This is a genomic window from Algorimicrobium algoritergicola, from assembly GCF_008086165.1.
GTDB lineage: Bacteria > Bacteroidota > Bacteroidia > Flavobacteriales > Flavobacteriaceae > Algorimicrobium > Algorimicrobium algoritergicola.
Window position 1 is genome coordinate 502,360 of record NZ_VSKL01000001.1, and the last position, 23,989, is coordinate 526,348.

The following is a 23,989-nucleotide window of genomic DNA, read 5'->3' on the forward strand; positions in this document are numbered from 1 at the left end:
TTATAGCTTAATTTTCGTTGAATAACCATTAGAAAAAATTCTTTACGGTTTTACCACAACAGGTTTGAAGAAAAAACTTACTTTTCATATATCTGGATACCGATAAAATTTTGCGATTACCAACTTAAAAAGTTTGTTTACACGAATTAAATTGAAAAGATTCTCATAAAAAAAACGTCCAGATTTTTCAATCTGGACGTTTTTACTTGAATTTAATTTATACCTATTGCTTAATAAAACGTTTCGTTACAATACCACTTTCCGTTTTAAAACGAATTTGATACAATGCCGTTTCTAAATTACTAACATCAATAGTTCCATTGTTCAACGCGCCTTTTCTGACCATTTGACCAATACTATTGTATACTTCATACGTCACATCTTGAAAGGTTGTTTTAATATTTAAAACGTTTCCTTTTACAGGATTTGGATACAAGGTAATGTCTTGTTCTAATTGAGGCGTATTCATGTCAACCACCTCACGCGAAGCCGATTCTATACAGAATGTCGTGGCTTCAGAAGCTGCAAAACTACCACCAGAAGCTAACGTTCCCGTAGATCCCGTTAAGGTATACGAACCATTTCCGTAAGAACAGCAAATACCATCGCCATACACATCGGTAATTGTAAATGTATATGCGCCCGAAGCTAAACCACTAAAGGTTCTGTTAACTGTTGATCCATCTGCATTTGATGACGAATATGTTGCAGATGCAACTGTAGTTCCAGATGCGTTTTTAAGCGTCCAACCTGTTTCTTCAGGATAATTATCAAAGGTTAAACTTAGGGTAACATTACCCACGTTACAGTTTCCTCCTGTTCCACCACCTCCAGTGGTTAAACTTACAGTATCAATTGCTAAATCAGCCTGCCATGTTGTTCCAACGTTTCTATTAAAACGTAATTGAACGGTTCCACCAACATAAGCTGATAAATCCACACTTGCCGATTGCCAAGAATTACCTTTATTTCCAGATTCATTCCAAATAGATGTCCAAGATGAACCATTATTAGTACTTGCTTCTAGATCAATGGTTCCAAAATTTGTTGAACCAAACATATGATATTGAAAATTGAATGTTGCAGCACTTTCTGCTGATAAATCAAAACAAGGTGAATTTAAAATAGCTCGTTTGTTTGGATAATTAGGACTAGATGCTTCAACAAAAATATAATAACTGCCTTGTGCAGCACTTGATGGTCCTGTGCTACTAGAAGGTGTTCCGTTTGCATCAACTGTCCAGTTTGCATCATCAGCAGTGGATTGAGTCCAAGCTCCTAATGTGTTTTCAAAACCTTCGGAATATGGAAATGCAGAAACACTTCCTGAACAACCTGTATTTGCAATTGGTAAGGTTGTAACGTTTACCGTATTGCTATAGCCTGAAATATTTCCAGCTGCATCTTTTGCCCGAACTCTAAACGCATAAGCTGTGTTCGCTGTTAAACCCGTTACTTGTCTGGTTGTTGCAGAAACACTAGCAATAATTGCTGAACCTTGATATACATCATACCCTGTTACACCTACATTATCGGTAGACGTTGACCAGCTCAAACTTGTACTTGTCTGCGTTATATTAGTTGCTGATAAATTAGCTGGTACACTTGGCGCTTGCGTATCAGGCGGATTTAATGTTGTAACATTTACCGTATTACTAGCAACGGACACATTTCCTGCGGCATCTTTAGCTCTGACACTAAATGGATATGATGTGCTGGCACTTAAACCAACAACAGCATACGATGTTCCAGAAACGGTTGCAATAATACTAGCACCTTGATAAACATCATAAGCCGTTACTGCTACATTATCAGTAGCTGCATTCCAACTTAAATCAGTTGTTGTTTGCGTTGTATTGGATGCTGATAAATTGGTTGGTGCACTTGGTGCAACCGTATCAGGACCTTGAGATTGAATTACGATGGTATAATCTTCAACTTCACCATAATTAAATGATTCACAAGCTGTAGGAATTCCATTATATTTCATGGAAACACGCATACGCGTAGAATTTTCAACAGCACCTGCAGGAATGGTAAAATTACCACTTACTGGTGTTGTTTTTGAAGCTGCACGCGTCCAAACTTGTTCACCTACATCACTAAAATCGCCATCACGATTGTAATCAATCCAAACAGAATACCCTTCATTATAAGTAGTGCCTGTCCATGTTGGTGTTACTGTTATCGTGTATTGCGTACCTTTAGTTAAGGTTGTAGAAATACCTGTGAAATCTGAATAAAATTGCGCTCCAGAGGCATTATTTATTGTGTTTAATTGTACACGACTAATATATTCATCATTTACATTCGTACTTGCTGATGCACAATAATTTAATTGCACATCCGTGGTTGTGAAGTTGATTGAACTGCTATAAGCCGAATTACTTCCACCACTACATTTACTACGAACTTGCGCTTCATACTGTGTTAAACTACTTAATCCTGAAATAGATGTTGAAATTCCAGATACATTATTTGTTGTCCAAGTTGTTGTTCCACTTTGACGGTAACGCAGATCATAAGTCGCTCCTGAAACAGCACTCCATGATACATTTGCCGAATTAGAGTTAACACCTGATGCATTTAAACCGCTTGGCACTGTAGCATTACAAACTACTTGACCAGCAATGGTGAAATTACTATTAGAAATATCGAAGAAAATATGATTACTTCCTTTAACCATAATACGGTTTTGATTCCCTTGATTATTAGGAACAACCACATTTTGAGAGCCATCATTTGGTACGTTGGATGCTAAAGCAATAGGATAGGTATCTCCGCCATCTGTAGATAAAAAGATATCCACATTAGTAGCATTCACGCCATTACCTGTAGTTCCGGCAACATTCCACGTTACGTTTTGCGTACTTCCTGCAGACCACGTTACATTAGAGTTTGGTGAGTTTACTACAAATGGACCAGCTGTTCCATTTACAGTAACAACCATATCATCACTATTATTAGCTGCTCCTCCAGCTTTATTGTCTCTAACCGTCATACGAAAATTTAATGTTCGCGCCACATTTGGAACCGCTTCCCACTGCCAAGATGTACTCCCTGACTTAATGGTTGATAACCTGGGAAAATACCTTTTGGTATCTGTTGTAGGACTATAAGAACGAAACGCTACACCAGACGTTGCTGTCGTACTTGGATACGTTGTTGATGCATTGTTTTCGTTGAACTGTTCCCAGCAATAGGTTAACACATCACCAAAATTAGCGTCAGAACCCGAACCGCTTAAAACAAAAGGTGTTCCTTTTGGAATGGTATAATTAGATCCTGCATCTGCCGTTGGAATGGCATTTCCTGTATTAGTATTTGTTTGACAACTTCTTGACTTAATATAGTCCGTAACTTGCTGAATGGAAGCCGCATGAAAATATGGGTCACTATTAGACTGTACATCAGTTGCACCAGTAATACCAGCATAACCCATTATAGTTGATCCACTTCCTGGTTCCATTTGAACATTAGAACCTTCATTTCCATTAAATGTCCACGTATGGTTAGCACCAAATTGATGACCAATTTCATGTGCTACATAATCAATATCAAACGGATCGCCTTCCGGATCAGTTCGTGATGTAAAACCACTTCCTTTTTGTCCATTCACACAAATACAACCTATACAACCTGCATTTCCATTATTAGAAGCACGTGCAAATAAGTGGCCAACATCATAATTAGATTCGCCAATCACACTTGTTAAAGTGGATTGTAATTGACTGTTATAATTTGAAGATGCTGTATAAGGATCACTACCAGAATTGGTATAAATAACATTCGTATTGTTTGCTATTACAACCATGGTAACGTTAAAATCATTTTCAAAAACACCATTTACGCGCGTCATTGTCGCGTTGATTGCAGCTAGTGCTAATGCTTTCGTTCCTCCATGATAAGCCGTATATTCGCCTGTTGTAGAAACCGCTAATCTATATGTCCGCAATAAACCATCATCAGCATTCCGTAAAGAACTACCACTACCTGAAATATTAGTATTCATGGCATCTGTTACGGTACATTCAAAATCATCCTGTTCTATTCTGCGGTCTTGACGATTAAACACCACATATTGACTTAAATCATTGGTATAAGCTTCAATAAAACTTGCTGGTTTATCTGGCGACAAACGCATACTCTGAAACCCTTTTGGCGACATACTAAACCGAATAACATCAGCTGGATTATCAATTCCTTGTCCAGCGTACGAACGTATATCTGGAAAACGAGCTTGTAAATCAGGATGTAAAACCGAAGCTTCTACTATACGAAAACGTTCCATTTTGCCTTGATCATTTGGAAAAGATAAAATAATTTGAGAGCTACGTCCAATATCTTCACGTTTGGTAACGTTTTGTAGTGACTGCTTTAATGCATTAAAATCCAAAGAGAAAACCTCTGAATCTGGTAAGGCAAGTTTGTTACTTTTTACTGTCTTTTTACTGACGGCTACTTGTTTTTCCCAAAGCTTTTTACTTTGTGCAAAGCTGACGCTCATGCTGAAAAGAACTAATAATAGGAATAGTTTTTTAATCATAATGAATTGCTATTTATGTGATTATTTAATGAAATTTTAACGAATTTAATATAAAAATTACCTAATTGATTGTGTTATTGTTATTTATTTCACAAAATAAATACACAATTATCAACATTACGGTTTTACCACAGTCGTTTTGAAGAAAAGACTTACTTTTACATGTATGCAAACAGATAAAATTTTAGAGGTTACTAACTTAAAAATTTCATTTTCAAACAATAAAATTGAAAATGAAATTATTCATGGCATCACGTATAATCTATTCCCTAATGAAATATTAGGCATTGTAGGTGAATCTGGGTCAGGGAAATCAGTTTCATCATTAGCCATTATGGGATTACTCCCTAAACATATTTCTAAAATTACTGAAGGTGCTATCCGCTTTGAAAATCGCGACTTAACACAAATTTCATCTAAAGCTTTTCAGAAAATTCGTGGAAACGATATTGCTATGATTTTTCAAGAGCCAATGAGCTCCTTAAATCCATCCATGCGTTGCGGCGAACAGGTTCGGGAGATCCTTTTACAGCATACCAATTTATCTAAATCTGCAGCAAAAGCAGAAACTATTAAGCTTCTTGAAAAAGTAAAACTCCCCAATCCTGAACGTGTTTTTAAAGCCTATCCTCATGAAATTTCAGGTGGCCAAAAACAACGGGTTATGATTGCCATGGCTATTGCTTGTAAACCCAAAATTTTAATTGCCGATGAACCTACAACGGCTTTAGATGTAACCGTTCAAAAAGAAATTATTTTATTACTGAAAGAACTTCAGCAAACTGAAAGCATGAGCATTTTATTCATTTCACATGATTTGTCGCTTATTTCAGAAATTTCCAATCGGGTTTTGGTTATGTATCAAGGTCATATTGTGGAACAAGGATTGGTAACTGATATTTTTAATAACCCTCAACACACGTATACCAAAGCATTAATTAATGCCAGACCAGCTTTAGATGTGCGCTACAAACGATTAGCAACCATTAAAGATTACATGAATGACACCATTGATAAAACGGTTGTTAGTGTAGAAGACCGCGTTAAAAATCACAAAAAAATATATGCCAAACAACCACTCTTAACGGTTAACAATTTAGATAAAATCTACTTTTCAAAGTCGGGTTGGTTTAAAAAAGACGTGGCTTTTAAAGCAGTCAATCAGGTTAGTTTTAACTTATATGAAGGCGAAACATTGGGATTGGTTGGCGAATCCGGTTGTGGAAAATCCACATTAGCGAATGTTATTTTACAATTGGATAAAGCATCTGCAGGCCAGATTATTTATAAAGGCAACGATATAACCACCTTACCAAAAAAGGCCATTAGAGAATTACGAAAAGACATTCAAATTATTTTTCAAGATCCGTATGCATCTTTAAATCCGAGGATCCCCGTTGGAAAAGCCATTATGGAACCTATGAAGGTTCATGGTATTGGAACTTCAGATACGGATAGAAAAATACGTGTTTTAGAACTACTGGAGAAGGTTGGTTTAGATGCCTCGTTCTTTTCGCGATATCCACATGAGTTTTCAGGTGGTCAAAGGCAACGCATTGGAATTGCGAGAACCATTGCTTTGGAACCTAAATTGATTATTTGTGATGAATCCGTTTCAGCATTGGATATTTCTGTACAAGCGCAAGTATTGAATTTGCTGAATGATCTAAAAGAAAATTTTGGGTTTACATACATATTTATTTCACACGATTTAGCTGTGGTAAAATATATGTCGGATAATTTAATTGTAATGAATCAAGGAGAAATTGAAGAAATGAATGATGCAGATATTATTTACGCAAATCCACAAAAAGCGTATACTAAAAAACTTATTCATGCTATTCCAAAAGGACTATAGCATGAATAATTTCTTTGTTAAATACATAAAGCTTTTAAGGAATCGCTTGGTATTTTGAATACTCAAATTCAAGCTGTTTTCATAACGTGTAGGTTGTTCAGGTAGATTTGAGGCAAAATTCATAAGTAGGTTATGTTTTTGGTAGATTTGAGTTTCTTTTGTTCATTTAAATTATAATAGATTTGGGGCAAATTATAATTCCATTTTTCAAAAGTTTCAGTTCAATTCATTGGTTAGGTTTGGGATTGCTAATATGAAATATATTTTCAAAGTACCAGTTAAAATACATTATTTTTCGATGAAATACATATTATTTTAACATTTAAGATAATTTTTGAATATTTTTCCTACAAAAAATTATATTTATCTTTATTTATTTACTTTTAAATTTTAAAATTCTACATATGAAAAAGTATCTACTTTATGCTTTAGGATTATTTTGTTTTAACTGCACAATTCAATATGATGGAGACACTCGTCTTGTAGCCAATGGGCAATTGCTAGACCGAAATGCGAATCCTATTGCCAATCATGATATTGAAATTTGGGCTTATACACATTATAACGGCTCCTATGGAAATTCTAGCGATTTAATTTCGTTAACAAAAACCAATAATTTAGGAGAATTTGAAATGGTTTTTCCGCAAGCCAAAGGGAATATTTCCTATGAAATAAAAGCCTTAGACAACACGTATACTTATCAGAATAAAACGGTTTCAAATATTAAAACTTTCAATTTTGTTGACTATACGTTTTCGTCAACCAACTTGTTTAATTTAATTGAAACAGATGATATCATGCAGCTAACCATTCTTCTGAATCATGTAAATACTGACAATCAAATTATAGATATTTCTATTGATGGTATTCTGGCCAATAATTATGTTTATGTGAATCCTCAAGTGGAGCCTGAACCTTATTATTACGATAGTTATTATGAAACCGTTGCAAAAAACCAATCGCTTATTATCAATTACGATGTAAGAAATAATAGCACTCAAACCGTTTCATCGCTTCAAGAAACGCTTGATGTTAGTGATGAAGATATTTATGAATACACCTTAAATTATTAATTAATGAAACATTTTTTAATAGTGGTTCTCTTGTGTCCAATTTTTGTTTTTGCACAAGAAGATCGCAGTACCGAATTTGAATCTGATTTTGAACCTAGACCTGAATTCTATATATACATGCTAAATCATAATAATTTTGGTGACAACTATCTATCAGAAGCCAATAAACCAAATTTTTTAGGAGTTGGCCTTCAAATAAACGCGTTTAAAGCTTATAACTTTAAAATTGGTGTTGGTGGTGAGTATATAGAATATACGGTAACCAATAGAGCATTAGGTGGCAATATAAACAAGTCCTTTTATTATGCCGCATATCTTAAACTGCAATATGAAATAGATTTTAGAGACAATTGGGCTGTTGAACCTTTAATAGGTATTGGTAGAACTAGAATCCATCAAAAAAGTGGCTCTAAAGATTTTGACGATTTTTACGGAACCGCATTTTACCTAGGAAGTAACTTACTCTATAAATTTACAGATCATATTGCTGTGTATCTAGGTGCAAATTATAACTACACCAGTTTTGATATTAAAACAGCTGCTGATTATAAAGATTTCTTCCAAAATGCCAATCAAATTCAAGTACAATTGGGTTTAATTTTTTCGATTGGCGATAATTAGGTTTTGACTACCTGCTTGCGAAGACATGGCGCTCAACCTGACAGGTGTTATAATTTAGAAAATGTAGATTTTAAATATTGGACAAATGAAATTTGCTTAATTGCTCATTTAGTATGCCGTTTCTATTTTATGTTAAAGTCATGCTGAATTCCGCTAAAGCTCCATTTTACTTGGACATACTTATTTTGGGTTTTGGACAAATGGAATTCCGCTAAAGCTCCATTTCAGGGATTGTGCCTTCTATAATTAAAGTGCCTTCAGTTGCTTTTTGAATCTCTTCAACAGAAACACCTGGCGCACGTTCTAAAAGCTTGAAGCCTTTATCTGTAACTTCTATAACCGCAAGATTCGTCACAATTTTTTTAACGCAACCAACACCAGTTAATGGCAATGAGCAACGTTTTAGTAGTTTAGATTCGCCTGCTTTGTTCGTATGCATCATAGCCACGATTATGTTTTCAGCACTTGCCACTAAATCCATAGCACCACCCATTCCTTTTACCATTTTATTTGGAATTTTCCAGTTGGCAATGTCGCCGTTTTCCGCTACTTCCATGGAACCTAGTATGGTTAAATCTACATGTTGCCCACGAATCATAGAAAAGCTCATAGCCGAATCAAAGAAACTGGCTCCTGGTAAGGTGGTAATAGTTTGCTTTCCGGCGTTTATAATATCGGCATCCTCATCGCCATCAAAAGGAAATGGTCCCATACCAAGCACGCCATTTTCACTTTGAAATTCAACCTCTATATCGTCTCGCACATAATTAGCAACCAAGGTTGGAATCCCAATTCCTAAATTCACGTAGTAACCGTCTTGAACTTCTTGTGCTATGCGTTTTGCTATTCCGTTTTTATCTAACATGTTTTAATAATTTGAAAATTCGTTGATTTGAAGATTTGAAAATTAGCCTTGTTTACTACTCGATATTATTTTCGAAATAATATTAATTATTGATTTCAAATCATCATTGATTAGTTTGTTTGGTGTTGGATAATGCTGTGATTGTTCACATAACCTTAACCAATATTGTAATTCATCTGCCTCTTAGCAGCAATTTTAAATTTGTGAATAAAATCTTTTTTACTCTCTGCATTCTGCGCTTCTGCTACATTTGCTCCTATGGATGTGCCACTTCTAAATATTTGAGAAGCCATTTCATATTTATGATTATTTCTAATTTCTTCAGAAAAATCAATGATATTCAATGATAATTTGAAAGTTAATGTCACTATAATATTTTCCTTATCGTTCCTCATCTTCAAATCTTCAAATCATCACATCGTTTAATCCCTTTGTCTTACTGTTCGTTGTTCAATGCGTTTTTCGTAATTTTTACCTTCAAAAATACGTTGAACAAAAATTCCTGGAATATGAATTTGGTTGGGATCTAATTCGCCGACAGGCACTAATTCTTCTACCTCAACAACCGTTATTTTGGCTGCACCACACATATTTGGATTGAAGTTTCTAGCTGTTCCTTTAAAAATCAAATTTCCTGCAGCATCACCTTTCCAAGCTTTTATAAAAGCAAAATCAGCTTTAAAGGCATGTTCTAACACATACATTTTGCCATCAAATTCTCTGGTTTCTTTACCTTCGGCCACTTCCGTTCCGTAACCAGCAGGTGTGTAAATAGCTGGAAAACCAGCTTGTGCTGCACGACAACGTTCAGCAAGCGTGCCTTGCGGAATTAATTCCACATCCAACTCACCACTTAACATTTGACGCTCAAATTCATCATTCTCACCAACGTAAGACGAAATCATTTTTTTTATCTGGCGTTTATGTAGTAATAATCCCAATCCGAAATCGTCCACACCAGCATTATTAGAAATACAGGTTAAACCTTTAACTTCCAATTCCACCAATTTAGCGATACAGTTTTCTGGAATACCACTTAACCCAAAACCGCCCAACATAAAGGTCATATTATCGGTTACGCCTTGTAAAGCTTCGTTAATATCTGCAACTTGTTTATTAATCATAGTGCTGTTTTTTTGCTTCGGAAAAATACGAAATAAAAAAGCCATTCGGAAGGGAATGGCTTTTGAAATTTAATGGATTATTTATTATTAAAAATCCAATTCATCCGGAATTTCTTCAATTGGTGTGGCTTCGTCACCTTCAGAAACGTAATCATCACAATCTACTTGAATGGTTAAGTTTTTTGGTGCTTCAAATGCGCTTGTGGAAATTTCTAATTCTTCATCATCAATACAGCTGCGCATATACATTCCCCAAATTGGTAATGCCATAGATGCACCTTGTCCATAGGTAATGGTTTTAAAATGCGTAGCACGATCTTCTGCTCCTACCCAAACACCGGTTACCAAATTAGGAACCATAGCCATAAACCAACCATCACTTTGGTTTTGTGTGGTTCCTGTTTTCCCAGCAATGGGGTTTTTAAACTCATAAGGATATCCTGTTATAATTTCTGGGTAAACACCAGTTTTTGGCATCCAAGTTCGTCTTAATCGTGCTCCAGAACCTACTCTGGTTACACCTTCCATTAATTTAACGGTTACATAAGCGGTTTCCGCACTAATAACATCGCGCGATTCTGGTGTAAATTGGTACAGAACAGTTCCATTTTTATCTTCTATATGGGTTACCATAACCGGTTTGGTATAAACACCTTGATTCGCAAATGTGGCATAAGCGGCTACCATTTCATACACACTTAAATCCGCTGTTCCTAACCCAATAGAAGGTACAGCAGGAATATTAGATTCCACACCTAATTTTTTAACCAAATCAATAACGGGTTGCGGACCCACTTTATCCATTAAACGTGCTGTTATGGTATTTACAGATTTCGCCAATGCCTCTTGCAGTGTTATTTCTCCCCCATAATCACCACCAGAGTTTTTGGGTGTCCAAGGCTCTGGATTACCAAACTTCATAGCCTCAATAGTTATTTGAGATTGTGGTAATTTATAGCATGGTGATAAATGTAACTGGTCTATAGCTGTTGCATAAACAAACGGCTTAAAGGTTGATCCTACTTGACGTTTTCCTTGATACACATGATCATATTGAAAATGTCTATAATTCATACCACCAACCCATGCTTTTACATGACCCGTTAATGGGTCCATAGACATCATTCCTGGATGTAAGAATTTCTTGTAATACCGCATAGAATCCATAGGTTTCATAATGGTATCTATTTCACCTTTCCATGAAAAAATAGACATGGATGTTGGTTTATCAAAAGAAGCTATAATTTCTTTGTCGCTTTTACCGTTCTTTTTCATAACACGCCAGCGTTCTGATTGGCGCATTCCACGATTCATTAAGGATTCAATTTCGTTTTTATCCAACGCCAAAAATGGTGCTGTTGGGTTTCGTTCTGGTGTGTTTTGATTATCAAATTCGGCCTGTAGTCTTGGCATGTGTTTTTGCACAGCTTCTTCAGCATAATTTTGCATGCGTGAATCAATTGTGGTATACACTTTTAAACCATCGCCATATAAATTATATTTCTCGCCATCTGGTTTTGGATTGTTTTTAATCCAATCTTTCATAAAACCATCTAAATACGCACGGAAATACGTGGCAATCCCATCTCTATGTGATTGTGGTGTATAACGTAAATCTAATGCTGTTTTCTGAAGCGAATCCTTAACCGTTTCAGAAATATAATCATACTTTTCTAATTGATCTAAAACTACATTTCGGCGGTTTCTTGTACCTATTGGATTTTTATGGTCTCGTGGGTTGTATAAGGACGAGTTTTTAAACATGCCCACAAGCATAGCCGATTCTTTTAAATTTAATTCATTTGGTTCTTTATCAAAATAAATACTAGCAGCAGAACGAATACCATCTGCATTATTACCAAAATCATAAATATTAAAATACATGGCAATAATTTCTTCTTTGGTATATTGCCTTTCTAGTTTTGTGGCAATAATCCATTCCTTCACTTTTTGCGTGTATTTATCCAAGCCTTTAGACCGAACTCCAACAAACAATTGACGTGCTAATTGTTGCGAAATAGTACTTGCTCCTCCTCTAGATCCTAAATACACAATGGCTCTTAATGTACCGCGTGCATCAATACCAGAATGTTCAAAATAGCGTGCGTCTTCCGTTGCAATTAACGCATCGACTAAATTTTGTGGTAATTCATCAAAACTAACAGGTGTTCGGTTATCATTGAAATAGAATTTTCCGAGTGTTTTGGCATCAGAAGAAATAATTTCAGTAGCTAAATTTGTTTTCGGATTTTCTAAAACGGTATAATCCGGAAGTTCTCCAAAAACACCCCAAGATGCTAATAGAAATAGCAAAACAACAGCTGAAATGCCACCTAAAAATACCGTCCAAAACCAACGTACATATTTTTGAAACCCGTTGGATGTATTTGCTTGTTTTTTTGCTTGTTTCTTTTTTGCCATTGTATAAATACTAATTGATCCTGGAATTTATTGTTTTGGTACTGTTGGGTGTTCAATTCGAAAGCCAACTTCCGTTATCCCTTCTAAATTTATAACACCATTTACCTTGCCATTCTCACGCATGGCTTGTTGAATTTTTATTTGATAGTCGCCTGATTCACTAAAAACAACGCCTTCTTTATACCACAATTTGCTTTCTTTTACATCTGTAAAACCAGTACCTAAAAGCTCGCCATTGGGCTTCGCCATTTTATATTGCAACGTATCCTTGATTACTTTTCCATTTGGAAAATCCATTTCAACAATTAAATAAAGATTATTAAATGGGTAATCGTTGTTATTACGAAGGTTTACATACAAATTATACGGGTTAATAGAGTCTGGTGCTTGAAAATTAAATTGCACTACAGAATCTTTATGCCAGGTGTTTGGAACCGATTTATAGGTGTCGTAAACCCGATTAGAATCGCATGATGTTACAACCAAAAATGCCATAACAGCTACTAAAGTCAAAAACTTATTTGGCATCATTGGAATCGTTCTTTTTACCTTGTGGTTTACGTCTTTTATTCGGCTTGTTTGGTTTATCAGCACCTGCTTTAATATTCGTATTAGCGTCCTTATTTACCGATTCTTTTCTAGGGTTAGGTTTATTTCTAGGCTTATTAGCATCTGGCTTATTTCCATCTTTAGCATGTGCATCCTTATTGGTTGCCTTGGCTTTATTTGGAGGTTTGTTGCCCTTTCGGTTATTACTTTTACGTTTTTTATTGTGTTTTGGACTATCAAAACGCGTTAAACTATCTTGTCCAACAACGTTTTCATATTCACTTTTAGTATCTTTTATTAATTCAACCGCATACTCTTCTAGGCTTGCTGGCTTTTTCTTTTCCTTATTAAGGGCAATAATTTCGTTTGCTTGAGCAGTCGTAATTAAGTGCCAATTCATCCATTCGCCTTCATAGGCGTACCACATATGACCTTTAAAAATATCGGTTTTTTGGCAAACGGCTGTACCTTTTTCTGTGTAGAGTTTTATTTCGGTTTTCGGGAAATCTTTAAGCGCATCCAAATAGGTATCCAACTCGTAATTTAAACAACATTTTAATTTACCACACTGCCCAGCAAGTTTTAGCGGATTTAGTGATAATTGCTGATATCGCGCAGCTGATGTACTTACCGAACGGAAATCTGTTAACCACGTAGAACAACACAATTCCCGACCACAAGAACCAATACCTCCTAAACGAGATGCTTCTTGACGGAAACCAACCTGTTTCATTTCTATACGCGTTTTGAACTCTTTAGCGAATAGTTTAATAAGCTCCCTGAAATCCACACGCTCTTCAGCTGTGTAGTAGAACGTTGCTTTACTAGCATCACCTTGATATTCGATATCTGAAATTTTCATGTGTAATTTCAAATCGATAGCAAACTGACGTGCTTTCACCTTCATAGGCTCTTCTAAGTCACGAGCGTCAGACCAAATATCTATATCTTTTTGTGATGCTTTGCGGTATATTTTAAAAAATTCCGGATCTGTTTCCGAAACCTTTTTGCGTTTCATTTGTACACGTACTAATTCACCTGTTAGCGTAACCATGCCAATATCATGACCATATTCCCCTTGGGTTGCCACAATATCACCAATACTTAAAGTTAAATTTTCTGTATTTTTATAGTAGTGTTTTCGGCCATTTTTAAAACGTACCTCAACCCAATTAAATGGCTCTTGACCATTTGGTAATGTCATGTTTGCTAGCCAATCAAATACCGTTAATTTATTACAACTATCTGTGCCACAGGTACCATTGTTTTTACAACCTTTTGGCTGTCCATCTTTGCCTGTTGAGCAAGTGTTACAACTCATATTATTTATGTATAGATTCTGAAAACCAAAACGCTTTCAGAAGACGATTAATAATCCTTTTAAAGATGTAAAGATAAGATTATTTATTAAGTTAAATAAAATATGATATCCGCACATTTTAAAAATAATAAACTATATTTATTAGTTGATTATCAACGAATTAAAAATTATTTTCTTGCAACAAAGTACATATTTAAGGTTTTATTTTTTGTTAATGCTCACATTTTTATTTTTTTCCGATGGTACTATAAACCTCTTAAAACTCTAATTATGAAATCTAATTTTACGTACGCCATTTTTATCAGCTTTGTAGTATTCGCCTCTAGCATGATTTATTCTCAAGATTTCAATTCCGGAATGGGAGATACTGAATTCACCTTTAATGAAGCCCAAATACCTTGTCTAACATTCGCACAAAGAGAACAAATTAAAAGTCAGTTACAGTATAATGTGCAGGTATTAAAACAACAAAATAACCTAGCCTATAGATGCCAATAGAGTTGGTGGTCATGCGCTAACAAGCATCTGCCTTCAACTATAATGATACGTGGGCAATTTCTGGATACATAGATCATAATTCGACTTTCCCGAATCAATTATTAGATTATAATTGTGGCACCATAACCTATGCTGCAGCTTCGGGTTATAATCATCAAGGTTTAGATATTTATTTGTGTCCATTTTCTTGGAAACAAATGGATGATTCTCAAACAGAAATAATTACAACTGCTGCTGGTCAAATTATTGATTAAGGCGACACTATATACTTAACTGCATTTTTAAGAGATCAAGTAGCAGGAACCAATTTTAATGTTCAAATTTTAAGACCTGATAATTCTGTTTTTTATAATTCTTCTTTTAATACAGCCACAACTAGTTCCTCTTGGTATTACTACAAGTATTTAAACTCTTTTGATGCTATTGGTGAATGGAAATGGCAAGTTACTTACGAAGGACAAACAGGTAACACATTTATTTACTATTCAAACTCTTGGTGTTGATTTAAATGAATTTCAAACCTTTTCTATTTATCCAAGCCCAACTAAAAGTTATATTAACATTTCTTCAGATTATCAAATTAAAATACAAATAGTAGATATTCAGGGTAAAATAATCAAACCAATAATTCAAACGGTATTAAAAATGTGAGTTTAGAAGGTATTTCTGATGGACTTTGTTTTTTAACCCTTGAAAGTAATACGAATCAGAGGAAAACGGTAAAGGTTATAAAAGAGTGATTTTTAATTAAATTCAATTTCATAATTCAACCGATTAGAAGCCGATTTTAATTCCGTTTTCGATTTGAAAATATTGCGAAACAAGAGCTTATTCCAACCAATTTTTTGGGAATAGCTATTAAAGCTTTCTTCACGCCAATTAAAGCCATCACGCCAAAATTTTTGTGGAGAAACATAGCAAAATGTATAATCGAAAATAAAGCTAGAATCGTTTACTTGATTATGATTTGGAATCGTATCAGACGCTAAAAGTGTAATATTATTAGCTTTACAACTTGCTTTAATTTGGCTAATGATTTTTGGATAATCAACTCTTAAGGTTTCCAAATCAAAATCGTTGTATTCGGTATTTCCAATTTTCTGAATCGGGCGAATTTGAAGTATATCAAAACTTTCGCCATTAAAATGTTCAAAGAAATCGGCTAATTCATAAAAATTATCCTTGTTGAAGGTGTAATTGATACGCACTTTAAAATCGTATTGTTTTTTCAATTTTTCGAAAGCCTTGAAAGCGGCATGAAATTTTTCATAGCTGGCCTTTTTCATAAAGTTTTCATAGCTTTCTTTATGAACACCATGAAGGGAAATGGTAAATTCATTTAAACCAGCTTTTATAAGTGCTTCAATTTTTTCTTCATCTAATAAATTAGCATTCGTAGTTATAGAAATATAGGGAACGTTATAGGTTTTTCCCAATGCTACAACCTTTACCAAATCTTTATATAAAGTTGGTTCCGTTCCACAGCCAATTTGAAGTTTTAAGGCACGTTTAAAAATGGTTTGGGCAACCTGCTCTAACTCATCTTCTTTAAATTGGCCTTTTAAGGTTTTTACATAATCGGCATCTGTAAAATAACACATTTTACAACGCAGATTACAGGCCATAACCGGGTCTAAATTTACGGCCAAGTAGCGTTGATTAAACGTATGCAACAAATAGAGCCCCAGAAATTTAATTCTGTGGCTTTTTATTTTTCTGTTTAATTTTAACAGCTTGTAAACGTCCATTTAATTGTTTTGGCTTAAGGTATCAAATATATTACGTAAGTCCTTTTTGAAAGGCAAATGATCGGCTCGACCCTTTTTAAAGATATCGTTACTATTTCCTTGACCTTTGCGTAAGGCTTTTTGCTCCTCAAAGGATAATTGAATAATATCCTGACAGGTAGTAGAACAGCAATTTTCCATTTTTTCTTTGCAGGATTCACACTGAATAAATAGTAAATGACACGCTTCGTTGGCACAATTGGTGTGCAAATCAGCAGACTCACCACATTGATGACATTGTGCAATAACATCGTCAGATATACGCTCTGAACGACGTTCATCAAACACAAAGTTCTTACCAATAAATTTATTTTCTAAACCTTTTGCTTCTACTTGGCGTACATAATTAATGATACCACCTTCTAATTGATACACATTTTTAAAACCTTTGTGTTTGTAATACGCACTCGCTTTTTCACAACGAATACCACCTGTACAATACATAACCAGTTTTTTATCCTCTTTATGGTCTCGTAAATCAGCTTCAATAATATCTAAAGACTCCCGAAACGTATCAACATCTGGTTTTACAGCATTTATAAAATGACCTATTTCACTTTCATAATGATTTCGCATATCTACCAAAACCACGTTTGGATCGTCAATAAGCTGATTGAATTGTTCGGCTTCAACGTGAATCCCTTTGTTGGTTACATCAAACGTGTCATCGTTTAAACCATCGGCTACAATTTTATCACGCACCTTCACTTTTAATTTTAAAAATGAAAAATTATCGTGCTCAATAGCGATATTTAATCGCACATTTTCTAAAAACGAAATGGTATCTAAATGATTTTTAAACAGATTGAAATTATCTGCTGGTACGGAAAGTTGGGCGTTTATGCCTTCATTGGCCACATAAATACGTCCTAAAACGTCTAGGTTGTTCCAGTTTAGAAATAGGTGATCTCTAAAAATGTTTGGATTGTCAATTTTCGCGTATTTGTAGAAAGAAATAGTCAAGCGTTCTTTTCCCGCTTGCTCAATAAGTTCAGTTCTTTCTTTTGCGCTTAAGGTATTGTACAGTTGCATGCTATACTAATTGTTTAAGGTTAAAGAATATTTTAGCTGCAAATGTACTATTTTTTGAGTGAATCGGAATTTTCACCAAACAAAAAGCACTTTATAATGGTTTATAAAGTGCTTTAAGTAGACTAACTCGTTATTACTATTTTTTTTAATTCAAAAAAATAACAATCCGAGCTAACCGCCATCGGCTTTGCAGCTTCCGTTTATAAATACGGATACTGAAACGCCTGTTTCTCCTATTAATAATATTTTTCTAATAAATCTCATATCAAAAGTTTCCCAGCTTTATTAAGTAGATGCAAAAACATCAAAAAGGTTGCGTCATAAAATGGTAAAGTGAAAAAAGAGTGGTATTTTAGCAACACTTTTACAAGATAAAAAATACAGAAATGAGCAACGAAAAAGAAGCTAAATTAAAAGCGCTACAACTTACTTTAGACAAACTAGATAAAGCGTACGGCAAAGGAACGGTAATGAAAATGAGTGATCAAGCTGTTGTTGATGTCGAGGCTATTTCCTCGGGTTCTTTAGGATTAGATATTGCACTAGGTGTTAATGGATATCCAAGAGGTCGTGTTATAGAAATATACGGTCCAGAATCTTCTGGTAAAACAACGTTAACATTACATGCTATTGCTGAAGCTCAAAAAGCTGGTGGTATTGCGGCTTTTATTGATGCAGAACATGCTTTTGATAGAACTTACGCAGAAAAATTAGGCGTAGATATTGATAATTTAATTATTTCGCAACCAGATAATGGTGAACAAGCTTTAGAAATTGCCGATAATTTAATTCGTTCTGGTGCCATTGATATTGTTGTTATTGACTCGGTAGCTGCTTTAACACCAAAAAGTGAAATTGAAGGTGAAATGGGTGATTCTAAAATGGGATTACATGCGCGTTTAATGTCTCAAGCCTTACGTAAATTAACAGCATCTATTAGTAAAACCAATTGTACGGTAATTTTCATTAACCAATTACGTGAAAAAATTGGGGTTATGTTTGGAAACCCAGAAACAACAACTGGTGGTAATGCATTAAAATTTTATGCTTCGGTACGTTTAGATATTAGACGTTCAACACAAATAAAAGACACAGACGGAAATGTGCAAGGAAATAAAACCAGAGTTAAAGTGGTTAAAAATAAAGTAGCACCACCTTTTAGATTGGCAGAATTTGATATTATGTATGGCGAAGGTATTTCCAAAGTAGGTGAAATATTGGATATTGCTGTAGAATTTGAAGTTATTAAAAAAGCCGGATCGTGGTTTAGTTATGGCGACACCAAATTAGGACAAGGTCGTGATGCGGTTAAAGCGCTTATTAAAGATAATCCCGAACTCATGGATGAGTTAGAAGTAAAAATAAAAGAGCTTATAAAATCAGCTTAAAATAAAAAAATCCCAATAAATTGGGATTTTTTTATATCCCAACGCAACCTTTTGGCCTTTAGTGCATCTATATAGTGAAACACACTATTTAAGGTTTGCCTCGAATTATGAAAAAATTGTTTGTTTGCCTGTTTGCCCTTGCATCATTAGCCTGTAGTGTTAATGATGAAGATATCCAGTCAAGCACTGTAATGATGTTACCAGTAGAAAGTGCTATTGTTCCTAATGAATTTGTTAGTGGTCAAGAATATGAAATTTTCATAACCTACAAGCGACCAACAGAATGCCATGTTTTTAAAGACATTTATTCTCAAACACAATCAGATGGATTGATGATAGCCATAATGTCTACCGTTTTTAATGAAAATAATGATTGTCCTCCAAGTAGCGAAACGGTAGAAAAATCATTTAAATTCAAACCGAGTAGAGATGAAAATACGTATGTATTTAAATTTTGGCATGGTAGCAATGGATCAGGAGAAGATGAATTTATCATTTTTGAAGTTCCAGTAGTCGATTAATTAATGTTTAACTAAATGTGTTTCATGTGAGTTTAAACCAACTCATACAAAAATGTAGTAATCATGATACTCAAGCACAAAGCGAATTATACCAGCTCTTTTCGAGCAAATTGTTTTCGGTTTGTTTAAAGTATTCAAGGAATTACGCCGAAGCGGAAGACAATCTGCAGGACGCGTTTTTGACTATTTTTAAAAAAATTAGTCAGTTTAATAATAAAGGTTCTTTTGAAGGTTGGTTGAAACGCATTGCTATTAATACGGCGTTACAACGCTATAGAGGTCAAGGCGTTTTTGAAATAATAAATGAAGATTTCATAGCAGATGAAGACATAGAAATTGATGATGAAGACATTTCACTCGATTTTCTGCTGAAAATTATTCAAGAGCTACCAGATCGGTATAGATTGGTGTTTAACATGTATGTTTTAGATGGTTATTCGCATAAAGAAATAGCTGATTTATTGAGCATTTCAGATGGCACATCAAAATCGAATTTGGCAAGAGCACGAAAAATATTAAAAGATAAAATTGAAGCATATAAAGCGGGTTTTAACGCGCAATCTTTATAATGAGTAATAAAAAACACATCGACAGAATTTTCCAAGAATCCTTCAAGGATTTTGAGGCGAAGCCCAATCCTGAATTGTGGTCTAAAATTCAAAACGAGATGGCATTAGAAACGGAAAAGCCTAAAGCTTTCCCAATCTGGATGAGTATAGCAAGTATTGCAGCCGTTTTAGCCGTATTAGTCACTATTGGTTCAGTAGTATTTACTGGCACCAACAATCCTGCTGCTACAGATAAAAAAATTGTAGATACCCAAACAAGATCTAGTGATGATGTATTAAATTCTAACAAAACAACTGGTGCTTCTGAAAAAAATTCAACAAACAAAAACAATATAGTTGTTGATGATCCGAAAGCGACTTCAAATAATCCTTCAGAATTTAACAATGAAAGCATTGCGAATACGGATATAGATAGTAATGGTAATCCAATAGCTAGTGAAAATTCTGAAAGGGATTCTATTACAAATTCTGATAAATTAAATAATGCTACCGCATCTTCAAGCAGAAATACAGCAGTTGCCAACTCTGAAAATAGAAATACTAAAAATGCTAACAGTAATTACGCCAATAAGCCTAACACAATAAAAAACAGCAACAGCCTTAATAATCAAAATAACAAGACTATTAATAACGGAATTGCTAGTCAAGATAACACATCAAATCCTAACAAAAATGGATTGGTAAACGAATCGAATACCACGAGTAATTCGGTAAATAATACTATTGAAGCTACAAATAATGTTGTGGTTCAAGAATCTGAAGCTTCAGAAAACGCAATTAATAATTCAGTAAACAGAACAGGTATTGCAGCAAATTCAGTTTCAAATAATAGTTCTGAAACTGATAAATTAAACGCTATTACTACCAATGAAACAGTTAATAACACAAATAAAACGATACAGAATAATAACAATAATACGGTAGCTTCAACTATCAACAGCGCGAACCAAAGTAATAAAACGGCATCTGATGTACAGCGTGCCGTTTCTACTTCGGAAACCGATAATCTGTTGAAAGAAACAAGCGCGCAAAATGCTATTGCTTGGAATGCTAAGACAAGCAACACACCTCAAAATGAAAAAGAAAAAGAGGAAAACTTAATGGTTGGTGATTCGCTAGTTAGTGAATCACCTTCAATTGAGGAAGCTATTGCTCAAGCCGAAGAAACCAGTGAAAAGGAAGAAGATGAAAAACTAGTAAATAGGTGGCAAGTTCAAGCAAACATTGCGCCTGTTTACTACAATTCGTTAGGGAAAGGCTCGCATATTGATGACGAGTTTGTATCCAATTCTAAAAGTGGTGAAACCAATACCAGCTATGGTGTAAATGTAAGTTATGCTATTAGTAAAAAATTAGCTATTCGCTCCGGTATTAGCTCCTTAAATTTAAGTTACGATACGGATAATGTTATTTTATACAATTCGCCAATTACTAATACGCCTGACAATACAAACCCACTGCGCAACATTAATTTAGAACCTGGAAGTACCACGCTGAATGCTTTTAGTGGTGATAATTTAGGTTTTCAGCAAATTAATAATGAGTTATATAATGCAGCCATTAGTCAACGATTAAGTTATTATGAAGTTCCTGTAGAACTGGAATACAAATTAGTAAATAATCGCTTTGGCGTAAATATTATCGGTGGAATGAGTACCTTCTTTTTAAATGATAACGAAGTGTATTCGGAATTTGAAGAATATAAAACCTATATAGGTGAAGCAAACAATGTAAATAGTGTCAGTTTTAGTACCAATTTAGGAATTGGATTGAATTATAAATTCACAGATAAACTCCTATTTAATTTTGAACCAACCTTTAAATACCAATTAAATGGTTTTGATAATACCTCTGGTGATTTCAGACCTTATATTATAGGTGTTTATACAGGTTTTAGTTATAAGTTTTAATTTTTAGTTGGTTAGATTGATGCTGTTTTAAAAAATTGAAACAGCATGATAAGTAAGAAAGCTATTCTGTGCCAAGAGTAGCTTTTTTTTGTTTTAATTGGATTGCAAAGCGTTTAGAATAAGTGAACGTGTTTCTTTATTTAAGTCCTTCGTATCGGCAACATGTAAACCTTTAGTTGGAATAAATGGAAATCCAATAGCGCGCATTTTTCCGGGACTTCCGCTAAAAAAAGTAAAAGGAAACCGTTTCTTATTATCTAAAAATACGATAGGCACAATAGGAATTTGATGATTAATAGCTAACCTGAAAGCCCCATCTTTAAATTCGTCTAAAATTACATCCTCAGCTGGCACACCACCTTCTGGAAAGATACAAATACTCAACCCTTGTTTTAATCGTCGTTGGGCCCTTAAGAATACAGCTTTTCGACTTTTTTCAGAACTTCTATCTACCAAAATACAGGTGCGTTTATAGAAGAAACCGAATAAAGGAATTTTAGCTAGCTCTTTTTTACCAACAAATACAAATGGGTTTTTTGATACCACTAACATCAACATAATATCAGCCATAGAGGTATGATTGCCAATAAACATATAACTGGCTTTGCGTTTTGGTTTTTCGGCTAAAGTAATGTGTGTATTAAAACCCATACCTATTAAAATAAAACGTGCCCAAATTCGCGCCAATCTGTAAAAATAAGGATACCAGGACTCTTTAAGTATGGAAACTAGTAGCAATGGTAACATAATAAGAATAGGTACTGCAACGAGTACGTAAAACCAAATGCGATAAAATACCCAGAAAATATATTTAAAAACCGTCATGGAGACCAAAACTACTTAAATAAATTGAGCTTTTGTGCTAAAAAAATTACCTTTGACATATTAAAACAAATTTGAACTTAAAACAAGACTCCCATTTGCATGGGAAGTGAGCATGGCAAGAATACTAACAGGCATACAAAGCACAGGAACACCACATTTAGGAAATATTTTAGGCGCTATTTTACCAGCTGTAAACATGGCAAATAAACCAGAAAACGATTCGTTTTTGTTTATAGCCAATTTACATACCCTAACCCAAATTAAAGATGCTGAATTATTAAGACACAACACCTATTCTACGGCTGCAACCTGGTTGGCTTTTGGTTTAGATATTGAAAAAACCGTGTTTTATAGACAGAGTGATGTACCTCAAGTGACGGAGTTGTCATGGTATTTAAGCTGTTTCTTTCCGTTTCAGCGTTTAACGTTAGCGCATAGTTTTAAGGACAAAGCCGACAGACTAGAAGATGTAAATGCTGGGTTATTTAACTACCCTATGCTAATGGCTGCGGATATTTTGGCTTATGATGCTGAAATTATTCCTGTTGGAAAAGACCAAATGCAACACATAGAAATCACACGTGATGTGGCATCTCGTTTTCATGCACAAATGGGTGAAACGTTTGTGTTACCAACTGGAAAAGTTGCAGACAATACCATGTTAATTCCTGGAACAGATGGCGAAAAGATGAGTAAAAGTCGCGGAAATTTTATCAATATTTTTCTAGATGATAAAAAACTCCGGAAGCAAATCATGTCTATCCAAACAGATAGTACCGCTCTCGAAGATCCTAAAGATTGGGCAACCTGTAACTGTTTTGCTTTATATAATTTATTAGCTTCAGATACTGAAATAGCGACCATGAAATCTAATTACGACCGTGGGAATTATGGGTACGGCCACGCCAAGCAAGCCTTGTTTGAATTGATTGTAGAAAAATTTGCTGAACCTCGTGAACGCTATCATCATTATATGAATAACCTACACGAAATTGATGACGCTTTAAAAGTTGGTGCTGAAAAAGCGAGTCATGTTGCAAATGCGGTTATTGCACGTGTTAGAGGGAAGGTTGGGTATTAA

At 34.6% G+C, this 23,989-nt stretch carries 19 protein-coding genes and 1 pseudogene; 10 read left to right on the forward strand and 10 right to left on the reverse strand.

Going from position 1 to position 23,989, the window contains the following annotated elements; all coding sequences use genetic code 11:
* Nucleotides 1-223: 223 nt before the first annotated feature.
* Entirely contained in the window at nt 224-4,546 is a 4,323-nt protein-coding gene (locus ES675_RS16540) for a reprolysin-like metallopeptidase (RefSeq protein ID WP_082986004.1), read from the reverse strand.
* Nucleotides 4,547-4,712: 166 nt separating this feature from the next.
* Between ES675_RS16540 and ES675_RS02405 the strand changes: the two genes are divergently transcribed.
* The 3 genes from ES675_RS02405 to ES675_RS02415 all read left to right on the forward strand — a co-directional run bounded on the left by ES675_RS02405 (nt 4,713) and on the right by ES675_RS02415 (nt 8,098).
* Entirely contained in the window at nt 4,713-6,404 is a 1,692-nt protein-coding gene (locus ES675_RS02405) for an ABC transporter ATP-binding protein (RefSeq protein ID WP_066256198.1), read from the forward strand.
* 404 nt (nt 6,405-6,808) lie between these two features.
* Nucleotides 6,809-7,477: a hypothetical protein gene (locus ES675_RS02410; RefSeq protein WP_066256201.1), complete on the forward strand. Its 669-nt coding sequence runs from the start codon at nt 6,809-6,811 to the stop codon at nt 7,475-7,477.
* A 3-nt stretch (nt 7,478-7,480) separates the two neighbouring features.
* Nucleotides 7,481-8,098 (forward strand): outer membrane beta-barrel protein, encoded by a 618-nt coding sequence (locus tag ES675_RS02415; RefSeq protein ID WP_066256203.1) that lies wholly within the window; start codon nt 7,481-7,483, stop codon nt 8,096-8,098.
* 211 nt (nt 8,099-8,309) lie between these two features.
* Here ES675_RS02415 and ES675_RS02420 read toward each other — a convergent pair whose 3' ends face one another.
* From ES675_RS02420 to ES675_RS02445, 6 genes and pseudogenes are all read right to left on the reverse strand, one after another.
* Complete coding sequence (locus ES675_RS02420) at nt 8,310-8,963, reverse strand: CoA transferase subunit B (RefSeq protein WP_066256206.1); 654 nt, start codon at nt 8,961-8,963, stop codon at nt 8,310-8,312.
* A gap of 42 nt (nt 8,964-9,005) precedes the next feature.
* Nucleotides 9,006-9,358: pseudogene (locus tag ES675_RS02425) on the reverse strand (four helix bundle protein).
* A gap of 27 nt (nt 9,359-9,385) precedes the next feature.
* Nucleotides 9,386-10,087, reverse strand: coding sequence for a CoA transferase subunit A (locus ES675_RS02430; RefSeq protein WP_066256243.1), 702 nt, complete (start codon nt 10,085-10,087; stop codon nt 9,386-9,388).
* Between the two features lie 87 nt (nt 10,088-10,174).
* Nucleotides 10,175-12,508 carry a penicillin-binding protein 1A gene (locus ES675_RS02435; protein WP_066256209.1) on the reverse strand — a complete coding sequence of 778 codons (2,334 nt, stop codon included), beginning with the start codon at nt 12,506-12,508 and terminating at the stop codon, nt 10,175-10,177.
* Between the two features lie 27 nt (nt 12,509-12,535).
* Nucleotides 12,536-13,039, reverse strand: coding sequence for a gliding motility lipoprotein GldH (locus ES675_RS02440; protein WP_082986005.1), 504 nt, complete (start codon nt 13,037-13,039; stop codon nt 12,536-12,538).
* The gene (locus ES675_RS02445) at nt 13,026-14,378 is read right to left on the reverse strand and encodes a PSP1 domain-containing protein (protein ID WP_066256213.1); all 1,353 of its coding nucleotides are present in this window, start codon (nt 14,376-14,378) and stop codon (nt 13,026-13,028) included. The genes ES675_RS02440 and ES675_RS02445 overlap by 14 nt, the downstream gene beginning before the upstream one ends.
* A 270-nt stretch (nt 14,379-14,648) precedes the next feature.
* On the opposite strand from ES675_RS02445, the gene ES675_RS02450 reads away from it, so the two are divergent.
* Nucleotides 14,649-14,876, forward strand: coding sequence for a hypothetical protein (locus ES675_RS02450; protein ID WP_148367219.1), 228 nt, complete (start codon nt 14,649-14,651; stop codon nt 14,874-14,876).
* 417 nt (nt 14,877-15,293) lie between these two features.
* Nucleotides 15,294-15,527: a hypothetical protein gene (locus tag ES675_RS02455; protein WP_066256224.1), complete on the forward strand. Its 234-nt coding sequence runs from the start codon at nt 15,294-15,296 to the stop codon at nt 15,525-15,527.
* Nucleotides 15,528-15,619: 92 nt separating this feature from the next.
* On the opposite strand, the gene ES675_RS02460 is transcribed toward ES675_RS02455, so the two are convergent.
* Nucleotides 15,620-16,525 (reverse strand): radical SAM protein, encoded by a 906-nt coding sequence (locus ES675_RS02460; RefSeq protein WP_231931325.1) that lies wholly within the window; start codon nt 16,523-16,525, stop codon nt 15,620-15,622.
* Between the two features lie 99 nt (nt 16,526-16,624).
* Entirely contained in the window at nt 16,625-17,695 is a 1,071-nt protein-coding gene (gene trhO, locus ES675_RS02465; RefSeq protein WP_066256231.1) for an oxygen-dependent tRNA uridine(34) hydroxylase TrhO, read from the reverse strand.
* A gap of 386 nt (nt 17,696-18,081) precedes the next feature.
* Here trhO and recA point away from each other — a divergent pair, with 386 nt between their 5' ends.
* The 4 genes from recA (at nt 18,082) to ES675_RS02485 (ending at nt 22,083) form a co-directional block, all read left to right on the forward strand.
* Nucleotides 18,082-19,083 (forward strand): recombinase RecA, encoded by a 1,002-nt coding sequence (gene recA, locus ES675_RS02470; RefSeq protein WP_066256236.1) that lies wholly within the window; start codon nt 18,082-18,084, stop codon nt 19,081-19,083.
* A gap of 107 nt (nt 19,084-19,190) precedes the next feature.
* Nucleotides 19,191-19,604, forward strand: coding sequence for a hypothetical protein (locus tag ES675_RS02475; RefSeq protein ID WP_066253711.1), 414 nt, complete (start codon nt 19,191-19,193; stop codon nt 19,602-19,604).
* A gap of 26 nt (nt 19,605-19,630) precedes the next feature.
* Entirely contained in the window at nt 19,631-20,173 is a 543-nt protein-coding gene (locus ES675_RS02480; RefSeq protein WP_066253708.1) for an RNA polymerase sigma factor, read from the forward strand.
* A complete protein-coding gene (locus ES675_RS02485) occupies nt 20,173-22,083 on the forward strand; it encodes a hypothetical protein (protein WP_066253705.1) in 1,911 nt (636 codons plus the stop codon). The genes ES675_RS02480 and ES675_RS02485 overlap by 1 nt, the downstream gene beginning before the upstream one ends.
* A 93-nt stretch (nt 22,084-22,176) precedes the next feature.
* Here ES675_RS02485 and ES675_RS02490 read toward each other — a convergent pair whose 3' ends face one another.
* Entirely contained in the window at nt 22,177-22,908 is a 732-nt protein-coding gene (locus ES675_RS02490) for a lysophospholipid acyltransferase family protein (protein WP_066253703.1), read from the reverse strand.
* A 112-nt stretch (nt 22,909-23,020) separates the two neighbouring features.
* Between ES675_RS02490 and trpS the strand changes: the two genes are divergently transcribed.
* Complete coding sequence (gene trpS / locus ES675_RS02495) at nt 23,021-23,989, forward strand: tryptophan--tRNA ligase (RefSeq protein WP_066253701.1); 969 nt, start codon at nt 23,021-23,023, stop codon at nt 23,987-23,989.